The sequence below is a fragment of the Mycobacterium sp. pV006 genome, from assembly GCF_041287115.1.
GTDB lineage: Bacteria > Actinomycetota > Actinomycetes > Mycobacteriales > Mycobacteriaceae > Mycobacterium.
The window spans coordinates 91,650-111,502 of record NZ_JBGGKT010000013.1; the positions used below are offsets into that span (position 1 = coordinate 91,650).

Below are 19,853 nucleotides of genomic sequence, written 5' to 3' on the forward strand. Positions count from 1 at the left end.
CAACTGGCATGCGGTGCCGAAATGGGCTGCTAGGTCAGCCGCGCCCGCAACTCCCGCTTGAGGACCTTGCCGTAGCTGTTCTTCGGCAGCTCGTCGACGAACTCGTAGCGCTTCGGACGCTTGAACCGGGCGATGCGTTCCAGCAGATGCGCGTCCAGTTCATCGGCGCCTACGTCGCCGACGATGAACGCGACGACGACCTCGCCCCACTCCTCGTCGGGAGCGCCGACCACACCGGCCTCGACGACGCCGGGATGCTCGAGCAGGATCTCCTCCACCTCGCGCGGATAGATGTTGCTGCCACCGCTGATCACCACGTCCTTGGACCGGTCCCGCAGGGTGAGATAGCCGTCGGCATCGAAGGATCCCATGTCGCCGGTGTGCAACCACCCGTTCTGCAGCGTCGCCGCAGTCGCGGCCGGGTTCTGCCAGTATCCCGACATCACCACATCCCCGCGGCAGACGATCTCGCCGATCTCGTCGACGGCGGCCGGGTGCCCGTCGGCGCCGAGCACGGCGACGTCGACCCCCGAGCGCGCGTACCCCACCGAGCCGAGCACGGCGTCCGGCGCCCAGCCGTCACCGGACAGGTGGTCGGCGCGGCGCAGGCCGGTGATCGTCATCGGCGCCTCGCCCTGGCCGTAGAGCTGCACGAAGATCGGCCCGAATGCGGCCATCGCCTTCTTGAGGCTCTCGACGTACATCGGCCCGCCGCCGTACACGATCGTGGCGAGGTTCTCCGGCTTGGGCCTCCCGGTCTGGACCAGTCGCGCCACCATCGTGGGCGCGAGGAACGCGCTGCACCCGGGATGCTGCTCGCACAGGTCGAGGAACTCGTCCGGATCGAAGGCGCCCGAGGCCGGTACCACCTGGCGTGCGCCGCGCAGCACATACGGTGGCACGTACAGGCCCGAACCGTGCGACATCGGTGCACCGTGGATGAGACTGCAGTTGTGATCGGGTGCGTCGAAGTCGGCCAGATGCGAGACCGTCATCGCCATGAGGTTGCGGTGCGACAGCATCGCGCCCTTGGACCGGCCGGTGGTGCCGCTGGTGTAGAACAGCCACGCCAGGCTGTCCGGTTCGGTCTCGCGGGGCACATCGGCAACCGCTGTCGCGCAACGCTGTTCATAGTCGGCGCCACCGATCAACTCGATCGGCACGCCGGTCAGCGGCGACAGGCCCGCCGCGATCTTCTCCGACGCGAACACCTGTGTCACCCCGGCGTCGTCGAGGATCTGTTCCATCTCACGGGGGTGCAGCTTGTAGTTCAGGGGCACGAACACGGCCTCGGCGGCCCAGATCGCGAACATCAGCTCGACGATCGCCGGGCTGTTCTCCGTGGCTACCGCGATGCGCGCACCCGGGCCGATCGTGCGCAACGAGGCCGCCAGCCGCAACGACCGCTCGCGCAGTGAGGCCCACGTGTGCACCTGTCGCGCACCGTGATACACCGCGCCGCGGTCACCGTGGCGGGCGGCAGCCTGGTCGAGCAGGGCGAACAGGTTCAACGAGCCACCCACTCGGAGGTCAGCGCGAAATCCGACAGGTACTTCGTCGAACTCCACCCGCCGTCGACGACGATGGTCTGACCGTTGATGAAACTGGCACCGTCGGAGCACAGGAACGCCACCGTGGAGGCGATGTCCTCGACCCGGCCCAGCCGCGGGTAGGGCGTCATCTCGGTGTTGATCTTGCGGAACCGTTCGTCCTCGAGGCGGCTGGCGACCATCGGTGTCAGCGTCACTCCGGGCGCCACCGCGTTGCAGCGGATGCCCTGCGGTCCGTACTGGCAGGCGATGTGGGTGGTCAGGGCGGTCAGGCCGCCCTTGGCGGCCGAGTAGGCGCCACCGCGCAGACCGCCGACCACAGCGAACGTCGACGAGACGTTGATGATGGCCGAACCGGATTGCATGTGGCCGATCACGTCGCGCGCCAACCGGAACGGGGCGCGCAGCATCAGCCCCAGGAAGTAGTCCAATGATTCGTCGTCGGTCTCGTGCAACGGTTTCGGGCTGCCCACCCCGGCGTTGTTGACCAGGAAGTCGATACGGCCGAACCTCTCCAGAGCCGCTTCGGTGATCTTCTGCGGCGCCTCGTCGGCGGTCAGATCCACGGCGAGCGTGGCGATCCGCTCGGGGTCGCCGACCGCGGCCTCGAGTTCGGCGAGCCGGTCCGGATCCCGGCCGGTGCCCAGCACCGCGATGCCTTGATCGGCAAGCATTGTGGCACAACCGAAGCCGATACCGCTGCTGGCTCCGGTGACGATGGCTACCTGCATCTCGACTCCTCGGTCAACGTTGCCTTGATCTGGTGTTTGAGCACTTTGCCGGCGGCGTTCTTCGGCAACACGTCGAAGAACGCGACCTGCTCGGGAATCTTGAACTTGGCCACACCGCGCGCCATCAGGAACTCCTTGAGCACGGCGACGTCGGGTCCGGGCACCCCGGCCGGCACGATCGCCGCGCAGGCCCGCTCCCCGGTGCGCGGGTCGGGCACCCCGACCACCGCGACTTCGCTGATCTGCGGATGGGTGACCAGGAGGTCCTCCACCTCTTTGGGGGAGATGTTCTCGCCGTTGCGGATGATCAGGTCTTTGGCCCGGCCGGTCACCACGAGCCGGCCACCGTCGGTCCAGCGGCCCAGGTCGCCGGTGCGGAAATAGCCGTCCTCGTCGAAGGACTCGCGATTGTCGTCGGGGTTGCGATAGCCGCGCAGCATCTGCGGACCGCGAACCCGGATCTCGCCGTCGACCAGTTTGATTTCGGCGATGCCGAGCCCGCCGTCGGTCTCGGCCGCGCCGTCGACGTCATCGAACGATCCCACCGTGGTCACCGGTACCTCGGTCGAGCCGTAGACGCGGGTCACCTGCGCCTTCTCGAAGTAGTCGGCGGCGCGGCGGATCAGTGACGGCGGCACCGACGCACCGCCGCAGATGAAGACTTTCAGATCCGGGAGTCGGGTTCCCGCACGTTGGGCCGCGGCGAGCAGACCGTCGAGAAACGGTGTCGCTCCGGCCATGTGGGTGCACCGGTGCTCGGTCATCAATCCCACCGCCGCGTCGGGGTCCCAGCGCTGCATCAGGACGGCCTGGGTGCCCAGCAGGAGCGGACACTCGAATGCGTAGATCGAGCCCCCGATGTGCGCGATCGGCGACGGTACCAGGAACGTATCGCCGGCGTCGATGCGCCAGTACTCACCCAGTTGCGCGATGAGTGCATTCAACGAGTTGTGGGTGTGCAGTACACCTTTCGGCCGTCCCGTGGTGCCCGAGGTGTACATGAGCATGCGGTCGGCGTCGGGGTCCAACTGCGGCAGGGCACCGGGCGTCGTATCGGCCGAGAAGTCGGCGAACGAGGTGTGCCGGTCGCGTTCACCGCGCACCACCACGACCTCGGGGGGCGACGCCAGCTCGGGCAGCACTCGGTCGAGCATCGCGGCGTAGTCGTGGCCTGCGAACGTTTCCGGGATGAAGATGGCGCGACAGTCGGCATCGTCGAGGATGACGCGCAGTTCGTGGTCGCGCAGTGACGGCAGGATCGGATTGACGACCATGCCGGCCAGGGTCGCTCCGAGGTAGACGACGGCGGCCTCGTGCCAGTTCGGCACCATGAACGACACCACGCTGCCGACCGGCATGCGCTGCAGCAGTGCGTGTGCCGTGGACTCGGCGCGGGCCAGCAGGTCACGGCAGGTCAGGGAAACATCGGCGTCACGGATGAGCACCCGGTCCGGTGTGGTCGCAGCCGCGTCGCGCAGCGCGTCGGCCAGCGTGATGCTCACCGGGCGTCCCGCACCCGCCGCATCGTCATCGCGTGCCGAAACCGCGACGAGGGATGCGTGTTCACGGTCACCTGGGCGACCTCACCGTCGGAGGTGGTGTAGCTGCGTTGCATCTGCAGGGCCGCCGAGCCGGGTTCGACGTCGAGAACCCCCGCGAGTTCGGCGGGGAGCACGACCGCCGAGATCTCCTGGTGCACCACCACCACGCTCACCCCGAACAAATCCTCGATCAACGGGAAGATGGGTCCGGTGTGGCGCGGCAGCAGCCGGCCGACGCCGGCGAAGCTGCGGTTGATGTAGTACTCGGTGCGGCAGATCGGGGTCGTGGTGTCATCGGCGCGCCGATAGCCGCTGACCGCAAGCCATTCGGTGCCGACCGACAGGCCGGTCCGGGCCGCCAGCTCGTCGTCGACGGTCACCGTCGCGTTGGTCTCGATCGCAAAGCGGGCCCCCTGCGCGAATGCCAACAGGTCGTCGATCGACATGACGTCCTGCGCATAGGAATTCGTGCTGGGCCGGGGGACCACCAGGGTGCCCGCCCGCGGCCTGGACGCGACCAGGTTGTCCTCGCGCAACCGCCGCAGCGCCTCACGCACCGTGTACCGGCTGACCGCGAACCGCTCGCACAGTTCGTGCTCGGTGGGCAGCTGCGAGCCGACCGGGTACACCCCGTCGACGATCTCCTTGCGCAGCGTCCGCGCCACCTGCAGGTAGCGATGATCACCGGCGGTGGCGGTCATCCGCGACGGACCGCCAGAACGCTGCCGTCACCGTCGGCAGAGACGTAGAGCGTGCCGTCCGGTCCCGCGGTGATCCCGGCGAACGGACCCTGCGGACCCGAGAACGGCGGCATCCCCTTGAGTGGTTTGGGCTCCACCCCCGGCGGCGGTCCGACCGGCAGGCCCGACGCGATGGTGGTGCGCTGCCGGGTGTTCAGGTCGTACTCGATGACCTCCTTGGCGCCCGCGTCGACGATGTAGAGCGCGTCGCCGAGCACGGTGATGCCCTGTGGTTGTTGCAGACCGTCGACCACGGTGTCGTGCCCACCGTCGATCCGGACGATCCGGCCGGCCCCGGATTCGGCGACCAGGACCGCGCCGTCGGGTCCGATCGCGACGCCGACCGGCGCGTCGAGCCCCGTCGCGAGCGCCTCGGTGGTACCACTCCGCAGGCTGTGCACCGTGCCGGTGCCCAACTCGGCGAAGACGATCGCGTCACCGTCGACCGCGACGCCATAGAGCTGGTCGAAGTCTGTTGCGAGGAAATCGGTCTCGTTGGCAGCGGGACGGTACCGGCCGACCTGTCCGCCCGAGGTGGTGACCACGAACTCGCCGGAACCGACCGCTGTCACGCCGCGCAGGAATCCGGGATAACCGGGGGAGAACAGCATCCCGACGGTCTGCAGTGAACCGTCTTCGCCCACCGCATAGAAGTACGTCCCGTCGGCGACATGGAGACGGCCGTCGACGAAGGTCAGATCCAGCGGCCAGTTCAGGCCGCCCGGCAGGGTGGTGGCGGTGCTGCCGTCGGGGCGGATCTCGGTGATCTCGCCGGTGAAGTTCGACACGAACAACCGGTCACCGACGAATGTCAGGTTGTCCAGCCCCGGATTCAGTTGTGCGAGCACGGTTTTGTCGCCACTGCGCGGGTCGATGCGCAGCACCTGGCCGCTGGCCACCTGGGTCGAGACGATGAAGCCCTGCGGATCGAACTTCACGGCATCGGGAACACCGAGATCGGCCGCGACCCGCTGCGGCTCGCCCCCGTCGGGGTGGACCCGCCAGATCTCGTTGGCCGTCATCAGGGGGTAGTACAGGAATCCGTCCGGACCGACCTCCATCGCGTTGGGCGAGGGCAGGTTGTCGAGCAGCACCCGGGGTTGACTGCCGTCGAGCGGCAGTTCCATCAACCGGCCGCCGTCGCGGCACTCGCCGACGAACAACCGGCCCTGATGGACGGTGATGCCGTTCGCCGAGGGCAGGTCCCCGCGCAGCACCCGGGTCCGGCCGGCGGTGTCGCGGGCACTGACCCGGCCTTCCATCACCTCCGTGGCGATCAGGGTGCCGTCGTCGGCGAACGCGACGTCGTCGGGCGAGATGATGTCGCCGCCCTTGGGGCTGATCGCCTCCACCGCGCCGGTGGCCAGATCCAGCGCGCTGACCTGGCTACCGGTCACCTGCGCAATGTAGATCCGACCGTCGGGACCGGTGCGCAGTCCGTTGGCGCCGAACAACCGACTCGGGGCCGTGACCCTCTCGAGCTTCCAGCCCGAGGCGGGCGATGGGTTCGGTGCGACGTAGCGGGCGGTCATGAGCTCGGACGTTAGCAAGAGCTATTAGTCCAGACAATAGGTGCCCACCGCGGCGATGATGCGGTCTTGACGGTCTGAAAGCGCTGCGGAATAGTGTTCTTCAATATGCAGAGCACCATTATTTGTCCGGACAAAGGTGTCAGGTGACGGGTCTGACGGTTTCCCTCAGCGACCGTATTGTCGTCGTTTCCGGCGCGGGCGGGGGCGGAATCGGCACCACGGTCACGCGCAAGGCCGCTGAAGCCGGTGCCACCGTCATCGCCGTGAGCCGGTCCCGGGAGAACCTCGACCGTCACGTCACGCCCCTGGCCGCCGACGGGCTGACGGTCGTCCCGGTCGCCGCCGACGCGTCCACCGACGACGGCATCGCCACCGTCCTGGACGCCGTCCGCGCCGCCGACGGAACGCTCTACGGATTGGTCAACATCGCCGGCGGCGCCGCCCCGGCGACCTGGATGCCGGCCACCCGGGTCACGCGTCAGGACTGGCGGGACCTGTTCACCGCCAACCTCGAAACCGCGTTCTTCATGAGCCAGGCGATCAGTCGCGAACTGTGCGCCGGCGGGCTCAACGGATCCATCGTCTCGGTGTCCTCGATCAGCGGTATGAACACTGCGCCGTACCACATCGCCTACGGCACAGCGAAAGCCGCGATCGTCGCCATGACGCGCACGCTGGCCGTCGAACTCGCCGAGTACGGTGTCCGCGTCAACGCCGTCGCGCCCGGGGTCACCGCAACCGCAGCCTCGGCCACCTACGTCGACGAGGATCCCGAACGTGACCGCACCGCGATCGCGATGGGCCGGCGCGGCACCCCGGAGGAACAGGCCAACGCGATCATGTTCCTGCTGTCGGATCTGTCCAGCTACATCACCGGGCAGACCCTGCTGGTCGACGGCGGCCTGAACCTCAAGTGGACCCATCTCGGGGCCGACAACACGTCGCTGTTCCTCGCCGACGATTCCTTCCGCGCAGCCATTAGGAGGATCTGATGACCGACATCGAAGCCGAGATCGAAGCGGCCGAGGAACTCTCGGAACCGATGCTCATCGGAGTGGACGCCTACATCTCCGAGGATTACGCACGTGCCGAACGGGATCGCCTGTGGCGCAAGGTGTGGCAGCAGGTCGGCCGCGTCGAGGAGTTCAAAGAGGTCGGCAGCTACCTGACCTACGACATCCTCGATGACTCGATCCTGGTGGTGCGCACCGGCGGCGACGATGCGAACCCGACGTTCGCCGCCCACCACAACGTCTGTATGCACCGTGGTCGCCGCCTCGTCGACGTCCCCGAAGGCGCGAAGAACGCGTGCGGGCGTGCGCGCAAGTCGTTCGTCTGCGGGTTCCACGGCTGGACCTATGGTCTCGACGGTGCCTGCACGCACATCCGCGAGCAGGACGACTGGGTGGGCAAGCTGACGCCGCAGAACACTCATCTGGCTCCGGTCCAGGTCGACACCTGGGGCGGCTGGGTGTTCATCAACATGGATCCCGACTGCGAGTCGCTGGCCGACTACCTGTTCCCGGCGGCGAAGATCCTCGACCCGTTCGGTCTGGAGAACATGCGCTTCAAATGGCGCAAATGGCTGTATTTCGACTGCAACTGGAAGGTCGCACTGGAGGCCTTCAACGAGACCTACCACGTGTTCACCACGCACCCGGAGTTCAACCAGTTCGGTGAGTTCAAGGGCTGGGCCAAGGCGCAGGGCAAGCACAGCAACATCGGTTACGACGCGCCCAAGGACATGGAGGCCACCAAGTCCAAGATCCGTCTCGGCACCGGTGACGACCCGCGCGTGTCCACCGCGCAGATGCAGATGTACACGTGGGAGCAGACCAACGCGACCACCACCGAGACGCTGGTCAACGCCGCCAAGCGCCTGGTCGACGAACTGCCGGAAGGCACCCCGCCGGACAAGGTGCTCGAACACTGGCTGTCGTCGGCCCGCCGGGACGACGAGGCACGCGGTGTCATCTGGCCGACCATCCCGCCCGACATCCTGGGCCAGGCCGGTACCGCATGGCAGGTCTTCCCGAACCTGCAGATCGGCCAGGGCCTGACCACCGCGCTGTGCTACAGCGCGCGGCCGCACCCGAGCTACGACCCGAACAAGTGCATCTTCGAGGTCGCCACCCTCGAGCTCTTCCCGAAAGGCCAAGAGCCCGAGACCGAATGGCAGTACACGCCGAAGGAATCGCCGAACTGGCTGTCGGTGCTGCCACAGGACTTCTCCAACATGGCTGCGGTCCAGCAGGGCATGAAGTCGGCCGGGTTCCCGGGCACCAGGCCCAACCCGTACCGCGAACGCAGCACCGTCAACCTGCACTACCAACTGTCCAAGTACATGGGTATAGGCGAACCCCGCGAACTCTGATCGCTCCTGAAGGAGAGAAGTGACGACCACCGAGAACACCTGCGGGCCGACCGACACCCCGCAGGACATCGACATCGACGCGCTGCGCGAGAAGTACGCGCAGGAGCGCGCCAAGCGGCTCCGGCCGGAGGGCTCCAAGCAGTACGTCGAGTTGACCGACGACTTCGCCGGCTACTACGAGACCGACCCGTACACCCCCGTCGCGCCGCGCGACCCGATCAACGCCGACATCGACGTCGCGGTGCTCGGCGGCGGATTCGGCGGTCTGCTGTCGGCGGCGTACCTGAAGAAGGCCGGTGTCGAGGACGTCCGCGTCATCGAACTCGGCGGCGATTTCGGCGGGGTCTGGTACTGGAACCGGTACCCGGGCATCCAGTGTGACAACGAGTCCTACTGCTACATCCCGCTTCTCGAAGAGCTCGACTTCATGCCGAGCAAGAAGTTCGCCGACGGCCCGGAGATCTACGAGCACTGCCGCAACATCGGCAAGCACTTCGGCCTCTACGACAACGCGATCTTCTCCACCCAGGTGCGCGAGATGACCTGGGACGACGACATCGCCCGCTGGCGCCTGAGCACCAACCGCGGCGACGACATCCGGGCCCGCTTCGTGGTGCTGGCCTCCGGCCCGTTCCACCGGCCGAAACTCCCGGGCATTCCCGGCATGAAGGACTTCAAGGGCCACAGTTTCCACTCGTCGCGGTGGGACTACGAGTACACCGGCGGCGACTACACCGGCGGTATGGACAAGCTGGCCGACAAACGGGTCGCGATCATCGGGACCGGTGCCACCTCCATCCAGGTCGTGCCCTTCCTGGCGCGGGACTGCCAGCACCTCTATGTCTTTCAGCGCACTCCGTCGTCGGTGGACGTGCGGCACAATGCGCCCACCGACCCCGACTGGGCCAAGTCGTTGCAGCCGGGGTGGCAGAAAGAGCGGCAACGCAACTTCCACGCCTGGACTTTCGAAGGCATGGCGCTGGGTCAGCCAGACCTGGTGTGCGACTTCTGGACCGAACTCGGCCGCAACACCGCCGCGCGGGTGATGGCGCTGGAAGACCCGGCCTCGATGACGCCCGAGCAGTTCATGGCGATCCGCGAGGAAGAGGACTACAAGATCATGGAGCGGTTGCGCCGCCGGATCGCCTCGATCGTGGAGGACCCGGAGACCGCCGAGACGCTCAAGCCGTACTACCGGTTCCTGTGCAAGCGGCCGTTGTCCAACGACGACTACCTGCCCACCTTTAACCGGCCGAACGTGACGTTGGTCGATGTGTCGGGATCCAAAGGTGTGGAAAAGATCACCGAGAAGGGCATCGTCGCCAACGGCGAAGAATACGAAGTCGACTGCATCATCTACGCGAGCGGCTTCGAGATCACCACCGAGATCAAGCGTCGCTACTCGATCGACGCGATCACCGGACGCGACGGACTTTCGCTCTACGACTACTGGGGTGACGGCTACAAGACCCTGCACGGCATGACCAGCCGTGGCTTCCCGAACCAGTTCTTCACCGGGTTCACCCAGGTCGGAATCTCGGCCAACATCGCGGCGAACTACGAACTGCAGGGCGAACACATCGCCTACATCATCGCCGAAGCGCTCAAACGCGGTGCGTCTGTCGTCGAGCCCACCCAGGAAGCGCAAGAGCAGTGGTGCGCCACCATCCGCGAGAACGCCGTCGACAACTCGGCTTTCGACGCGTCGTGCACACCCGGCTACTACAACAACGAAGGCGGCGGCGGGGGAGAGGGCATCCGCTCGCACCTCGGCGAGCCCTACGGTCCGGGTTTCTATGCGTTCGGCGACCTGCTGGCCGAGTGGCGCGCCACCGGTGGGTTGGACGGACTCGAACTGAAGTGAGCGACACCGACCTACGGTTCGACGGCCGGGTGGCCGTCGTCACCGGTGGCGGCCGCGGGTTGGGCCGCGAGTATGCGCTGCTGCTGGCCGCCCACGGCGCGCGGGTCGTCGTCAACGACCCCGGTGGTGCACTCGACGGCGCGGACACCGACGAAGGTCCCGCCCATGACGTCGTGCGCGAGATCGTCGATGCCGGCGGGCAGGCGGTGGCCGACACGTCCTCGGTCGCCACGGCCGAAGGCGGACGCGCCATCATCGACACCGCCGTCGAGCACTACGGGCGGGTGGACGTGCTGGTGCACAACGCCGGCATCGTGCGCCGGGCGGCGTTGCGGGACATGACCGATGACGACTTCGAAGCTGTCCTCGACGTCCACCTGCGCGGCGCATTTCACGTCGTACGACCGGCATTCGGCCTGATGTGCGATGCCGGGTACGGCCGCATTGTGCTGACCTCGTCGATCGGTGGGCTCTACGGCAACCACGAGGTGGCCAACTACGCGGTCGCCAAGGCCGGGATCATCGGCTTGTCCAATGTCGCAGCCATGGAAGGCGCGCCGCACAACGTCCTCAGCAATGTCATCGTGCCGGCCGCGGTGACCCGGATGGCCGAGGGCATCGACACGTCGGCCTACCCACCGATGGGCCCCGACCTGGTCGCACCGGTGGTCGGCTACCTGACCCACGAAACATGTTCTGTGACAGGGGAGATGTTCATCGCACTGGCCGGCCGGGTCGCGACCGCCGCGATCGTCGAGTCCCCTGGGGTGTATCGGCCGGCGTGGACGGTGGCCGACGTCGCCGAACACCTCGACGCAATCCGGGACCGCAAGGAACCGGTGACGTTCCCCGTCGTCCCCGACGGCCACGGTGACCACATCCGGTACAGCTTCGCGATGGCCTCGGCGCAGGGAGCCGTCCATGACTGACCAGAGAGGACCGCTGGCAGGGATCCGCGTCATCGACGTCACGTCGGTGGTGATGGGCCCGTACTGCACGCAGATCATGGCCGACATGGGTGCCGACGTGATCAAGATCGAGCCGCCGGAGGGAGACATCACGCGGAACGTGGCGGTGGGCCCGTCGCCCGGGATGAACGGCGTCTTCGTCAACGTGAACCGTGGGAAGCGCAGTGTCGTATTGGATTTGCGGTCCGAGCAGGATGCGGCGGCGTTGCGTGCTCTGGTCGCGACGGCCGACGTGTTCATCCACTCCATGCGGGCCAAGGCGATTGCCCGGCTCGGTTTCGACTACGACTCGGTCGCCGCGATCAACCCGAACATCATCTACACCAACTGCTACGGGTACAGCCGGCGGGGGCCCGATGCGGACCGTCCTGCTTATGACGACACGATCCAGGCTGAATGCGGCCTACCTGCCGTGCAGCGTCAACTCACCGGCGATGCAACCTATGTGGCGACGATCATGGCCGACAAGGTCACCGGGCTCACCGCGTTGTACGCCACCATGATGGCGTTGTTCCACCGGGAGCGCACCGGCGAGGGGCAGGAGGTCGAGGTCAGCATGTTCGAGACCATGGCATCCTTCATGTTGGTAGAACACGCGAATGGCGCCATGTTCGATCCTCCACTCGGGCCTGCGGTGTATCCGCGGACCGTGGCGCCGAACCGGCGTCCGTACGCCACCAAGGACGGCCACGTCGCCGCGCTGATCTACAACGACAAGCACTGGAAGGCGTTCATCGACGCGGTGCGACCAGCCTGGGATTCACCGGAGTACGCCACGCTCGCGTTGCGGGCCAAGCAGATCGACACGGTATACGGCCTGGTGGCGCAGACGATGCTGGAACGCACCACCGCGGAGTGGCTGACGCTGTTTGCGGAGCTGGAGATTCCCGCGACGCCGATCAACACCCTCGATGACCTGTTCGACTCGCCGCAGCTCAACGCCGTCGGCCTGTTCGAGACGATGCAGACGCCGGACGGTCCGGTGAAGTTCCCCGGCGTACCGACCTGGTTCTCGCGGACCCCCGGCAAGGTCCGCGGCCCGGCACCCGAACTGGGTGCCGACACCGCCGCGGTGCTCGACGAACTGGGCCTGGGCGCGGCCGACGCGGTCGGGTCGAGTTAGGAATGACGATGGACTTCGACATGGGCAAGCGCGCCGCAGATCTGCGGCGCGATCTGCGTGCGCTGGTCGCCGAACAGGTACCCGAGCACTTCCTCGGCGCCTTCACCGACGACCCCGCGGATCTCGCGACAGCGCAACGATTCTGCCGCACACTGGCCGAACGCAACCTGCTGTGCCTGGCGTGGCCGGAGGAGTTCGGCGGCGGCGGTGCCTCGGTGTGGGAACAGACCGTGGTACGCGAAGAGATGTGGGCGCACCACGAGCCGCGCGGCGCGCAGTACATGGGCGTCAACTGGGTGGGGCCGATCATCATGCGCCACGGCACAGCCGAACAGCAGCGCAAGCATCTGCCGCCGATCGCCGCCGGAGAGGTGATCTGGTGTCAGGGGTTCTCCGAACCCGAAGCCGGCTCGGACCTGGCGTCGCTGCGGACCACCGCCCGCCCCGCCGAGAACGGCGATGGCTGGCTGGTCAGCGGGCAGAAGATCTGGACGTCCTACGCGACCATGGCGCAGTGGTGCTTCCTGTTGGCGCGCACGTCTCGCGGCGAGCGTAAACAACAGGGACTGACCATCTTCCTGGTCGCGATGGACGATCCGGCGATCACCGTACGGCCGATCGACTGCATGATGGGGCCGCACCACCTCAACGAGGTGTTCTTCGACGATCTGCGCGTCACCGAGGCCGACGTCCTCGGCGAGGTCGACCAGGGATGGTCGGTGGTGCAGGACGTGATGGCGTTCGAGCGGGTGGGGATCGCGCGTTACGCACGCTGCGAGCGCCTGCTGGCCGCCGCGCCGGACGTGCTCGGCGAGCGCTGGGACACGCTGCCCGACGAGTTGCGTGGCCGCTGGATCCGCATGCTCACCCATTGCCGGCGAGCCCGGCTGCTGGCCTACCGCATCGTCGCCGCGCAGAGCAGTGGCCGGGTCAACCCGGGGGATGCCGCGGCGTACCGCATCGCGGTCACCAAGCTCGATCAGGACAGCGCTGAGGTGCTGACGGACATCGCCGCCGAGGTGGAGCACGACGACCCGAAGGCGGCCTGGTTCATCGGTGAGGTCGACGACCACTGGCGCTACTCGCAGGCCTCGACGGTGTCCTCGGGAAGCATTGAGATGCAACGCATTCTGTTGTCACGAGCACTGCTGAAGGGACCCGCTCGATGATCCTCGACCTCAGCGACGACGCGCTGGAGTACGGCCGGCAGGCCCGACAGGCCTTCGGTGCGGCCGGCGGCGACGAGCTGGTGATCCGCGCCGAAGCGGACCCCGACACCCGCGAAGCCGCGATCACCGCCGTCCTCGACGGACTCGGCGCCTGGGACCTCGATCCGCGCACCGACCCCGACGGACTGGAAGCGGCTGCGGCACTGTGCCGCAGCGCCGGATACTGGGCAGTGCCCTATCCGCTGGCCGAGCGGCTCGCCGCACCGGCCGACCTCGACGTCGACGGTCTGGTGGTCACGGGTGGCGCGCGGCCTGCGGCGACGCTGGCCGGGCTGACGTCCCGATGGGCCGCGGTCACCGTCGACGGGTGCCGCTCCCACGTGACCGGTACGGGTGCGGCACAACCGGGCTTCGTCACCGAACTCGAACTGTCCCCGGCGGATTCGTCGGGCGCTGACGACGTCGCGCTGGCGCTGGTCCTGCCGTGCTGGACCCTGCTCGGGATGCTTGACCGCGCGGTCGAGCTCACCGTCGCCCATGTCAACCTGCGCAAACAGTTCGGCCAACCGCTGGCGTCCTTCCAAGGCGTACAGTTCCAACTCACCGACGCCGAGGTGGAACGCAACGGACTCGACATCCTGGCCAAGCACGCGTTGTGGAGCGTCGCCAGCGGAAACGCCGAAGCCGTCACCGACGCGCTGGCACTGCGGATGTCGGCGCTCGAAGCCGCCGACGTGGTGTTCCGGGTCTGTCATCAGCTGCACGGTGCGGTCGGTTTCTGCGACGAGACCACGCTGTCGTGGCTGTCGCGCTACAGCCAGCCGCTGCGACGTCTGCCGTTCGGCTTGTCGGCAACCCGGAAGTTGTTGACCGACACCGCCGGCCGACGCGGACTGGTCGGGCTGTACGCATGACCGACCTCGATGATTTCCGCAGTGAGGTGCGCGCCTGGTGCCGCGAGCACGTCCCGGCCGACTGGCGCAACACCCAGACCGGGGTCGGCGACGACGAGTTCGTCCGCTTCCAGAAATGGTGGTTCACCGAACTGCACAGCGCCGGATACGCGGTGCCGCACTGGCCCGTCGAATGGGGCGGCGGGCTCTCGGTGGAACAGCAGGTAATCCTCTACCAGGAGCTGGCCGCCCACGACGCACCGCGGCTGGTGTTGGCCTTCGTCGGCATCCACCACGCCGCGTCGACCCTGCTGGTCGCCGGCACCGACGAGCAGCGCCAGAAGCATCTCCCGGCGATCCTCGACGGGCAGATCTGGGTGCAGGGCTTCTCCGAACCCGAAGCCGGGTCGGACCTCGCCGCACTGCGAACCACCGCGCGCCGGAACGGCGACGAGTTCATCGTCAACGGACAGAAACTCTGGGCCAGCGGGGGATTACATGCCGACTGGTGCCTGCTGCTGGCTCGCACCGACCCCGATGCCCCGAAACGCAAGGGCATTTCCTACTTTCTGCTCGACATGACCACCCCGGGTATCGAGGTGCGGCCCATCCGCAACGCCGTCGGCGACTCGCACTTCTGCGAGATCTTCCTCGACGACGTGCGAATCCCGGCGGCGAATCTGATCGGTGCCGAGAACGCGGGCTGGCAGGTCGCGCAGGAGACCCTCGGCGCCGAGCGTGGCATGACGATGCTGGAGTTGGCCGAACGGCTGGGCAACGCCGGCTTCCGGTGGCTGGTCGAGTCCGCACCGGTCGACGACCCGTTGGTCGCCGACCGCCTGGCGGGCTTCGAGGCCGAGATCACCGGACTGCGCGGAATGTGCCGCCGCCTGGTCGAACACGGGGCGCGCGGCCCGGCCGACGCGTCGATCGTGAAGCTGTACTACAGCGAACTGCTGCAGCGCCTCACCGACTTCGGCGCCGAGATCGGTGGACCCGACGCCCACACGGTGCTGACCAAGCCGCTGTCCAGTGGCTGGGAGTCCGGGTCCTGGGTGCTCGACTTCGTCGGCTCCTGGGAGTGGACCATCCCGGGTGGTGCCAGCGAGATCCAGCGCACCATCATCGCCGAACGCGGACTGGATCTGCCTCGAGAGCCGAGTGTGGCGTGATGGCAGACGATTTCGCGGAGTTTCACGACGAACTACGCTCGGTGGCCGCCGATCTGCTGGCCAAAGACCGTGATCTCGACTGGCCGGTGCTGGTCGACGCCGGGTGGGCCGGTCTGGAGGTGCCCGACCGCCTCGGGGGTGCCGGAGCCGGTTTCCGGGAGACCGCCGTGCTGCTCGACCAGATCGGCCGCGCAGCGGCGAACACCCGCCTTCTCGGCGGCGCCGTCCTTCCGGCCGGGGTACTCAACGCACTACCTGCGGGCGACACCAGCGACGAGCTGTTGGCCGGGCTGGCCGACGGGGCTACGCCGTTGGCCGTAGCGTTCGGCGACTTCTCCTTCGACTCCGGGCAACTCACCGGTCGTGCCGGTTTCGTGCCGGACGCGGCCGACGCGGATCAACTGCTCGTGTGCACCGACACCGCCGTGGTGCTGGCCCGGGCTGCCGACCTCACCGTGCGTGCCCAACCCGTCGTCGACGAGACCCGCCGGTTGGCGACCGTCGAAGCCGACGCCGCGCCCGCGGAGAAGCTCGCCGACGATCCCTCCCTCACCAGGGCCGTGCAGCAGCGCGCCGCCGTCGCGATCGCGTGTGACAGCCTTGGTGTGGCTGAGCAGATGCTCACTGCCACCGTCGATTACGTCAAGGTCCGCCGACAGTTCGATCGGCCCATCGGCTCCTTCCAGGCGGTCAAACACGCCTGCGCGGACATGCTCGTCGGCATCGAGGTGTCGCGTCAACTCGTCGCCGACGCTGTGGCCGCGGTCGCCGACCAGCAGGACGCCGCGGTCCCCGCGGCCATGGCCAAGTCTCACGCCTGCGCGGTAGCCGTTGATGTCGCCGGCAAGGCCATGCAACTGCACGGCGGGATCGGCTACACCTGGGAAAGCGGCATCCACGCCTACCTGAAACGCGCCACTCTGAACCGGGCTCTGTTCGGTTCGACTGCGGCACACCGAAAAACCATCGCTTCTCGCTACCTCCCGAGCTCGCTCCGACCGAAAGGCACATGACCATGGGTGTACCCGTCTACAAGCGCATTCTCGACCTCTTCGAGGCCGAGGGCGTCAACACACTGTTCGGCATCCCCGACCCCAACTTCGTCCACATGTTCGCCGAGGCCGAGGCCCGCGGCTGGTCGGTCGTCGCACCGCACCACGAACTGTCCGCCGGCTTCATGGCCGAGGCGGCGTCACGGATGACCGGCAAGCCCGGCCTGTGCATCGGGACGCTCGGACCCGGTATGGCCAACATGGCCGGCGCGATCCAGTGCGCGCTCGTCGAGAACTCGCCGGTGATCTTCCTCGGCGGGCAGCGGGCCCGCGTCACCGAACGCCGGGTGCGCCGCGGCCGCATCCAATTCGTCCAGCAGGAACCTCTTTTCGAGGCCTCCGTCAAGTTCAGCAGCTCGATCGAATACGCCGACCAGACCGACGAAATCATCCACGAAGCCATCCGGCGCGCCATGTCGGGCACCCCGGGCCCCGCCTACGTCGAGTTCCCGTCCCACGTCATCCTCGAGGAACTCAACGTCGGTGCAGCCCCGCCGCCGTCGGCCTACCGGCTGGTCAACCAGGGCGCCGGAGCACCGGAGGTGGCCCGCGCCGTCGAGCTGATCCGTGCGGCCAAGAGCCCGATCCTGTTGGTGGGCCACGGAGTTCACACCTCGCGCACCCAAGAGCAGGTCCGCGAGCTCGCCGAGCTGATGGCCTGCCCGGTGATCCAGACCTCCGGTGGCACGTCGTTCATCCCGGGTCTGCAGGACCGCACGTTCCCGTACCTGTTCTCCCCGGCCGCCAACGAGGCCGTCGAAGAATCCGACCTGTGTGTGGCGCTGGGCACCGAGCTCGGCGAGCCCATGCATTACGGCCGGACCCAGCACTGGGCGGCGGGCGACGCCGACCGCAAGTGGATCTACGTCGAGCAGGATCCCACCGCCATCGGCGTCAACCGGTCGTTCGACGTGCCGCTGGTCGGTGACCTGCGCGGTGTGGTGCCGCAGCTGGTCGAGGCGCTGCGCGAGACCCCGCGCACCCCGTCACCCAACCTGGAGCGGCTGATCTCCGACGACGCGGCGGAACTGGCCCGGGTGGCCGACGAGGCACCCAGCGGCCGCAGCCCGATCCACCCGGCCCGCTACGTCGTCGAGTCCACCAAGGCGTTCGACGAGTGCACCGAGGACGGCATCCTGGTCCGTGACGGCGGTGCCACGGTGATCTTCCAGTGGACCTACTCCCAGACCAAGCCGCGCGACGTGATCTGGAACCAGAACTTCGGCCACCTCGGCACCGGCCTGCCCTACGCAGTCGGCGCCTCGGTCGCCGAAGGCCGCAAACGGCCGGTCATGCTGCTCACCAGCGACTCGGCGTTCCTGTTCCACGTCGCCGAGCTCGAGACCGCGGCGCGGGAGAACCTGCCCCTGGTGTGCGTGGTCGGCGTCGACCACCAGTGGGGTCTCGAAGTCGGGGTGTACAAGCGGACTTTCGAGCAGCCGTCGCCGCAGCCCGGTGTGCACTGGAGCAAGGACGTGCGGATGGACAAGATCGCCGAGGGCTTCGGCTGCCACGGTGAGTATGTCGAGAAGGACGAGGAGATCGGTCCGGCGATCCGGCGCGCATTCGCCAGCGGCAAGACCGCCGTGGTGCACGTCTGCATCGACCCGAAGGCCAACTCGGAGGAGATGCCCAAGTACGACCGATTCCGCACCTGGTATGCAGAAGGTACGCAGTAAATTCTTCGAAACAGGGATTTAGGGAAGGCGACGCACCATGCGTGAGTATCTGAATCATTTCATCGACGGCCAGTGGGTCGCTCCCGTCCGCCCGAACAGCTTGGAGGTCGACAACCCGACCACCGAGCAGATCTCCGGCAAGATCGCGCTGGGCTCGTCGGCCGACGTCGACCTCGCCGTCGCCGCGGCGCGGCGCGCGTTCGCGACGTGGTCGCAGAGTTCCCGCGAGGAACGTCTCGATCTGCTCGGCGCGATCATGGGCGAATATCAGAAGCGTTCCGGCGATCTGGCCGACGCGGTCTCGGAGGAGATGGGTGCGCCGCCGTCGCTGGCGTCGGGTCCGCAGGTCAACCTCGGCATGGGGCACCTGGCGACTGCCATCGACGTGCTGAAGAACTTCCAGTTCGAAGAGCAGCACGGCAGCACGCTGGTGGTGCGTGAACCGATTGGTGTGTGCGGTCTGATCACGCCATGGAACTGGCCGCTGAACCAGATCGCCTGCAAGGTGTTCCCGGCGCTGGCCACCGGCTGCACCATGGTGCTAAAGCCGTCGGAGGTCGCGCCGTACTCGGCGCAGATCTTCACCGAGATCCTCGAGGCCGCCGGAGTGCCCGCCGGTGTCTACAACCTCGTCTACGGTGACGGCCCCGGCGTCGGGGTGCCGCTGTCCAGCCATCCCGACGTGGACATGGTGTCGTTCACCGGTTCCACCCGCGCCGGCGTGGAGGTCGCCCGCAACGCCGCACCGACGGTCAAGCGCGTCACGCAGGAACTCGGCGGCAAGAGCCCGAACATCGTGCTCGACGACGACGACTTCGCCAAGAGCGTCGCCGCCGGCACCTCGGTGATGATGATGAACAGCGGCCAGAGCTGCAACGCGCCGTCGCGGATGCTGGTACCGAACTCGCGGATGGACGAAGCCATCGCAGTGGCCAAGGAAACCGCCGCAGCGGTAAAGGTCGGCGACCCGTCGGACAAGACCGCCATCGGGCCCGTCGCGTCCCGAGCGCAGTTCGAGAAGATCCAGGGCCTGATCCAGAAAGGCATCGACGAAGGCGCCACGCTCGTCATCGGTGGCCCGGGGCGGCCGGACGGCCTGGACACCGGCTACTACGTCAAGCCGACGGTGTTCGCCAACGTCACCAACGACATGACGATCGCGCGCGAGGAGATCTTCGGGCCGGTGCTGTGCATCCTCGGCTACGACGACATCGACCAGGCCGTGGAGATCGGCAACGACACCGAGTACGGGCTGGCCGGGTATGTCTCCGGTGCGGATCTGGAGAAGGCCCGCACCGTCGCGCGTCGGATCCGGGCCGGGTCGGTCGCGATCAACCACGGCTTCGACATGGCTGCGCCGTTCGGCGGCTACAAGCGCTCCGGCAACGGCCGCGAGTGGGGCCCGTTCGCGTTCGACGAGTTCCTCGAAGTCAAGGCGGCCCTGGGCTACGCACCGGCCTGAGCA

At 67.5% G+C, this 19,853-nt stretch carries 16 protein-coding genes; 11 read left to right on the forward strand and 5 right to left on the reverse strand.

Annotated features, from left to right (window positions below):
• Nucleotides 1-29: 29 nt before the first annotated feature.
• From ACAG25_RS19265 to ACAG25_RS19285, 5 genes are read right to left on the reverse strand one after another with little or no spacing between them, the layout of a single operon-like run.
• Nucleotides 30-1,511, reverse strand: coding sequence for a long-chain fatty acid--CoA ligase (locus tag ACAG25_RS19265; RefSeq protein ID WP_370490077.1), 1,482 nt, complete (start codon nt 1,509-1,511; stop codon nt 30-32).
• Nucleotides 1,508-2,281 carry an SDR family NAD(P)-dependent oxidoreductase gene (locus tag ACAG25_RS19270; protein WP_370490078.1) on the reverse strand — a complete coding sequence of 258 codons (774 nt, stop codon included), beginning with the start codon at nt 2,279-2,281 and terminating at the stop codon, nt 1,508-1,510. Before ACAG25_RS19270 ends, ACAG25_RS19265 begins: the two co-directional genes overlap by 4 nt.
• Nucleotides 2,272-3,783 carry an AMP-binding protein gene (locus ACAG25_RS19275; protein WP_370490079.1) on the reverse strand — a complete coding sequence of 504 codons (1,512 nt, stop codon included), beginning with the start codon at nt 3,781-3,783 and terminating at the stop codon, nt 2,272-2,274. The genes ACAG25_RS19270 and ACAG25_RS19275 overlap by 10 nt, the downstream gene beginning before the upstream one ends.
• Nucleotides 3,780-4,523 carry a GntR family transcriptional regulator gene (locus ACAG25_RS19280; RefSeq protein ID WP_370490080.1) on the reverse strand — a complete coding sequence of 248 codons (744 nt, stop codon included), beginning with the start codon at nt 4,521-4,523 and terminating at the stop codon, nt 3,780-3,782. The genes ACAG25_RS19275 and ACAG25_RS19280 overlap by 4 nt, the downstream gene beginning before the upstream one ends.
• Complete coding sequence (locus tag ACAG25_RS19285) at nt 4,520-6,094, reverse strand: SMP-30/gluconolactonase/LRE family protein (RefSeq protein WP_370490081.1); 1,575 nt, start codon at nt 6,092-6,094, stop codon at nt 4,520-4,522. The genes ACAG25_RS19280 and ACAG25_RS19285 overlap by 4 nt, the downstream gene beginning before the upstream one ends.
• Before the next feature lie 143 nt (nt 6,095-6,237).
• Here ACAG25_RS19285 and ACAG25_RS19290 point away from each other — a divergent pair, with 143 nt between their 5' ends.
• Genes ACAG25_RS19290 through ACAG25_RS19340 form a run of 11 tightly spaced genes read left to right on the forward strand, consistent with a single transcriptional unit; the run spans nt 6,238 to nt 19,850 of the window.
• Nucleotides 6,238-7,086: an SDR family NAD(P)-dependent oxidoreductase gene (locus ACAG25_RS19290; protein WP_370490082.1), complete on the forward strand. Its 849-nt coding sequence runs from the start codon at nt 6,238-6,240 to the stop codon at nt 7,084-7,086.
• Nucleotides 7,086-8,468, forward strand: coding sequence for an SRPBCC family protein (locus ACAG25_RS19295; RefSeq protein ID WP_370490083.1), 1,383 nt, complete (start codon nt 7,086-7,088; stop codon nt 8,466-8,468). Before ACAG25_RS19290 ends, ACAG25_RS19295 begins: the two co-directional genes overlap by 1 nt.
• Before the next feature lie 19 nt (nt 8,469-8,487).
• Nucleotides 8,488-10,332 (forward strand): flavin-containing monooxygenase, encoded by a 1,845-nt coding sequence (locus tag ACAG25_RS19300; protein ID WP_370490084.1) that lies wholly within the window; start codon nt 8,488-8,490, stop codon nt 10,330-10,332.
• Nucleotides 10,329-11,261, forward strand: coding sequence for an SDR family NAD(P)-dependent oxidoreductase (locus ACAG25_RS19305; protein WP_370490085.1), 933 nt, complete (start codon nt 10,329-10,331; stop codon nt 11,259-11,261). The genes ACAG25_RS19300 and ACAG25_RS19305 overlap by 4 nt, the downstream gene beginning before the upstream one ends.
• Nucleotides 11,254-12,423, forward strand: a complete 1,170-nt coding sequence (locus tag ACAG25_RS19310) for a CaiB/BaiF CoA transferase family protein (RefSeq protein ID WP_370490086.1) — start codon at nt 11,254-11,256, stop codon at nt 12,421-12,423. Before ACAG25_RS19305 ends, ACAG25_RS19310 begins: the two co-directional genes overlap by 8 nt.
• An 8-nt stretch (nt 12,424-12,431) precedes the next feature.
• Nucleotides 12,432-13,592: an acyl-CoA dehydrogenase family protein gene (locus tag ACAG25_RS19315; protein ID WP_370490087.1), complete on the forward strand. Its 1,161-nt coding sequence runs from the start codon at nt 12,432-12,434 to the stop codon at nt 13,590-13,592.
• Nucleotides 13,589-14,506 carry an acyl-CoA dehydrogenase family protein gene (locus tag ACAG25_RS19320; RefSeq protein WP_370490088.1) on the forward strand — a complete coding sequence of 306 codons (918 nt, stop codon included), beginning with the start codon at nt 13,589-13,591 and terminating at the stop codon, nt 14,504-14,506. Before ACAG25_RS19315 ends, ACAG25_RS19320 begins: the two co-directional genes overlap by 4 nt.
• The gene (locus ACAG25_RS19325) at nt 14,503-15,657 is read left to right on the forward strand and encodes an acyl-CoA dehydrogenase family protein (RefSeq protein WP_370490089.1); all 1,155 of its coding nucleotides are present in this window, start codon (nt 14,503-14,505) and stop codon (nt 15,655-15,657) included. Before ACAG25_RS19320 ends, ACAG25_RS19325 begins: the two co-directional genes overlap by 4 nt.
• On the forward strand, nt 15,657-16,670 hold the full coding sequence (locus tag ACAG25_RS19330; RefSeq protein ID WP_370490090.1) for an acyl-CoA dehydrogenase family protein: 1,014 nt from the start codon (nt 15,657-15,659) through the stop codon (nt 16,668-16,670). The genes ACAG25_RS19325 and ACAG25_RS19330 overlap by 1 nt, the downstream gene beginning before the upstream one ends.
• 2 nt (nt 16,671-16,672) lie before the next feature.
• Entirely contained in the window at nt 16,673-18,388 is a 1,716-nt protein-coding gene (locus tag ACAG25_RS19335) for a thiamine pyrophosphate-binding protein (RefSeq protein WP_370490118.1), read from the forward strand.
• Between the two features lie 37 nt (nt 18,389-18,425).
• Nucleotides 18,426-19,850 (forward strand): aldehyde dehydrogenase family protein, encoded by a 1,425-nt coding sequence (locus ACAG25_RS19340; protein WP_370490091.1) that lies wholly within the window; start codon nt 18,426-18,428, stop codon nt 19,848-19,850.
• Nucleotides 19,851-19,853 lie beyond the last annotated feature (3 nt).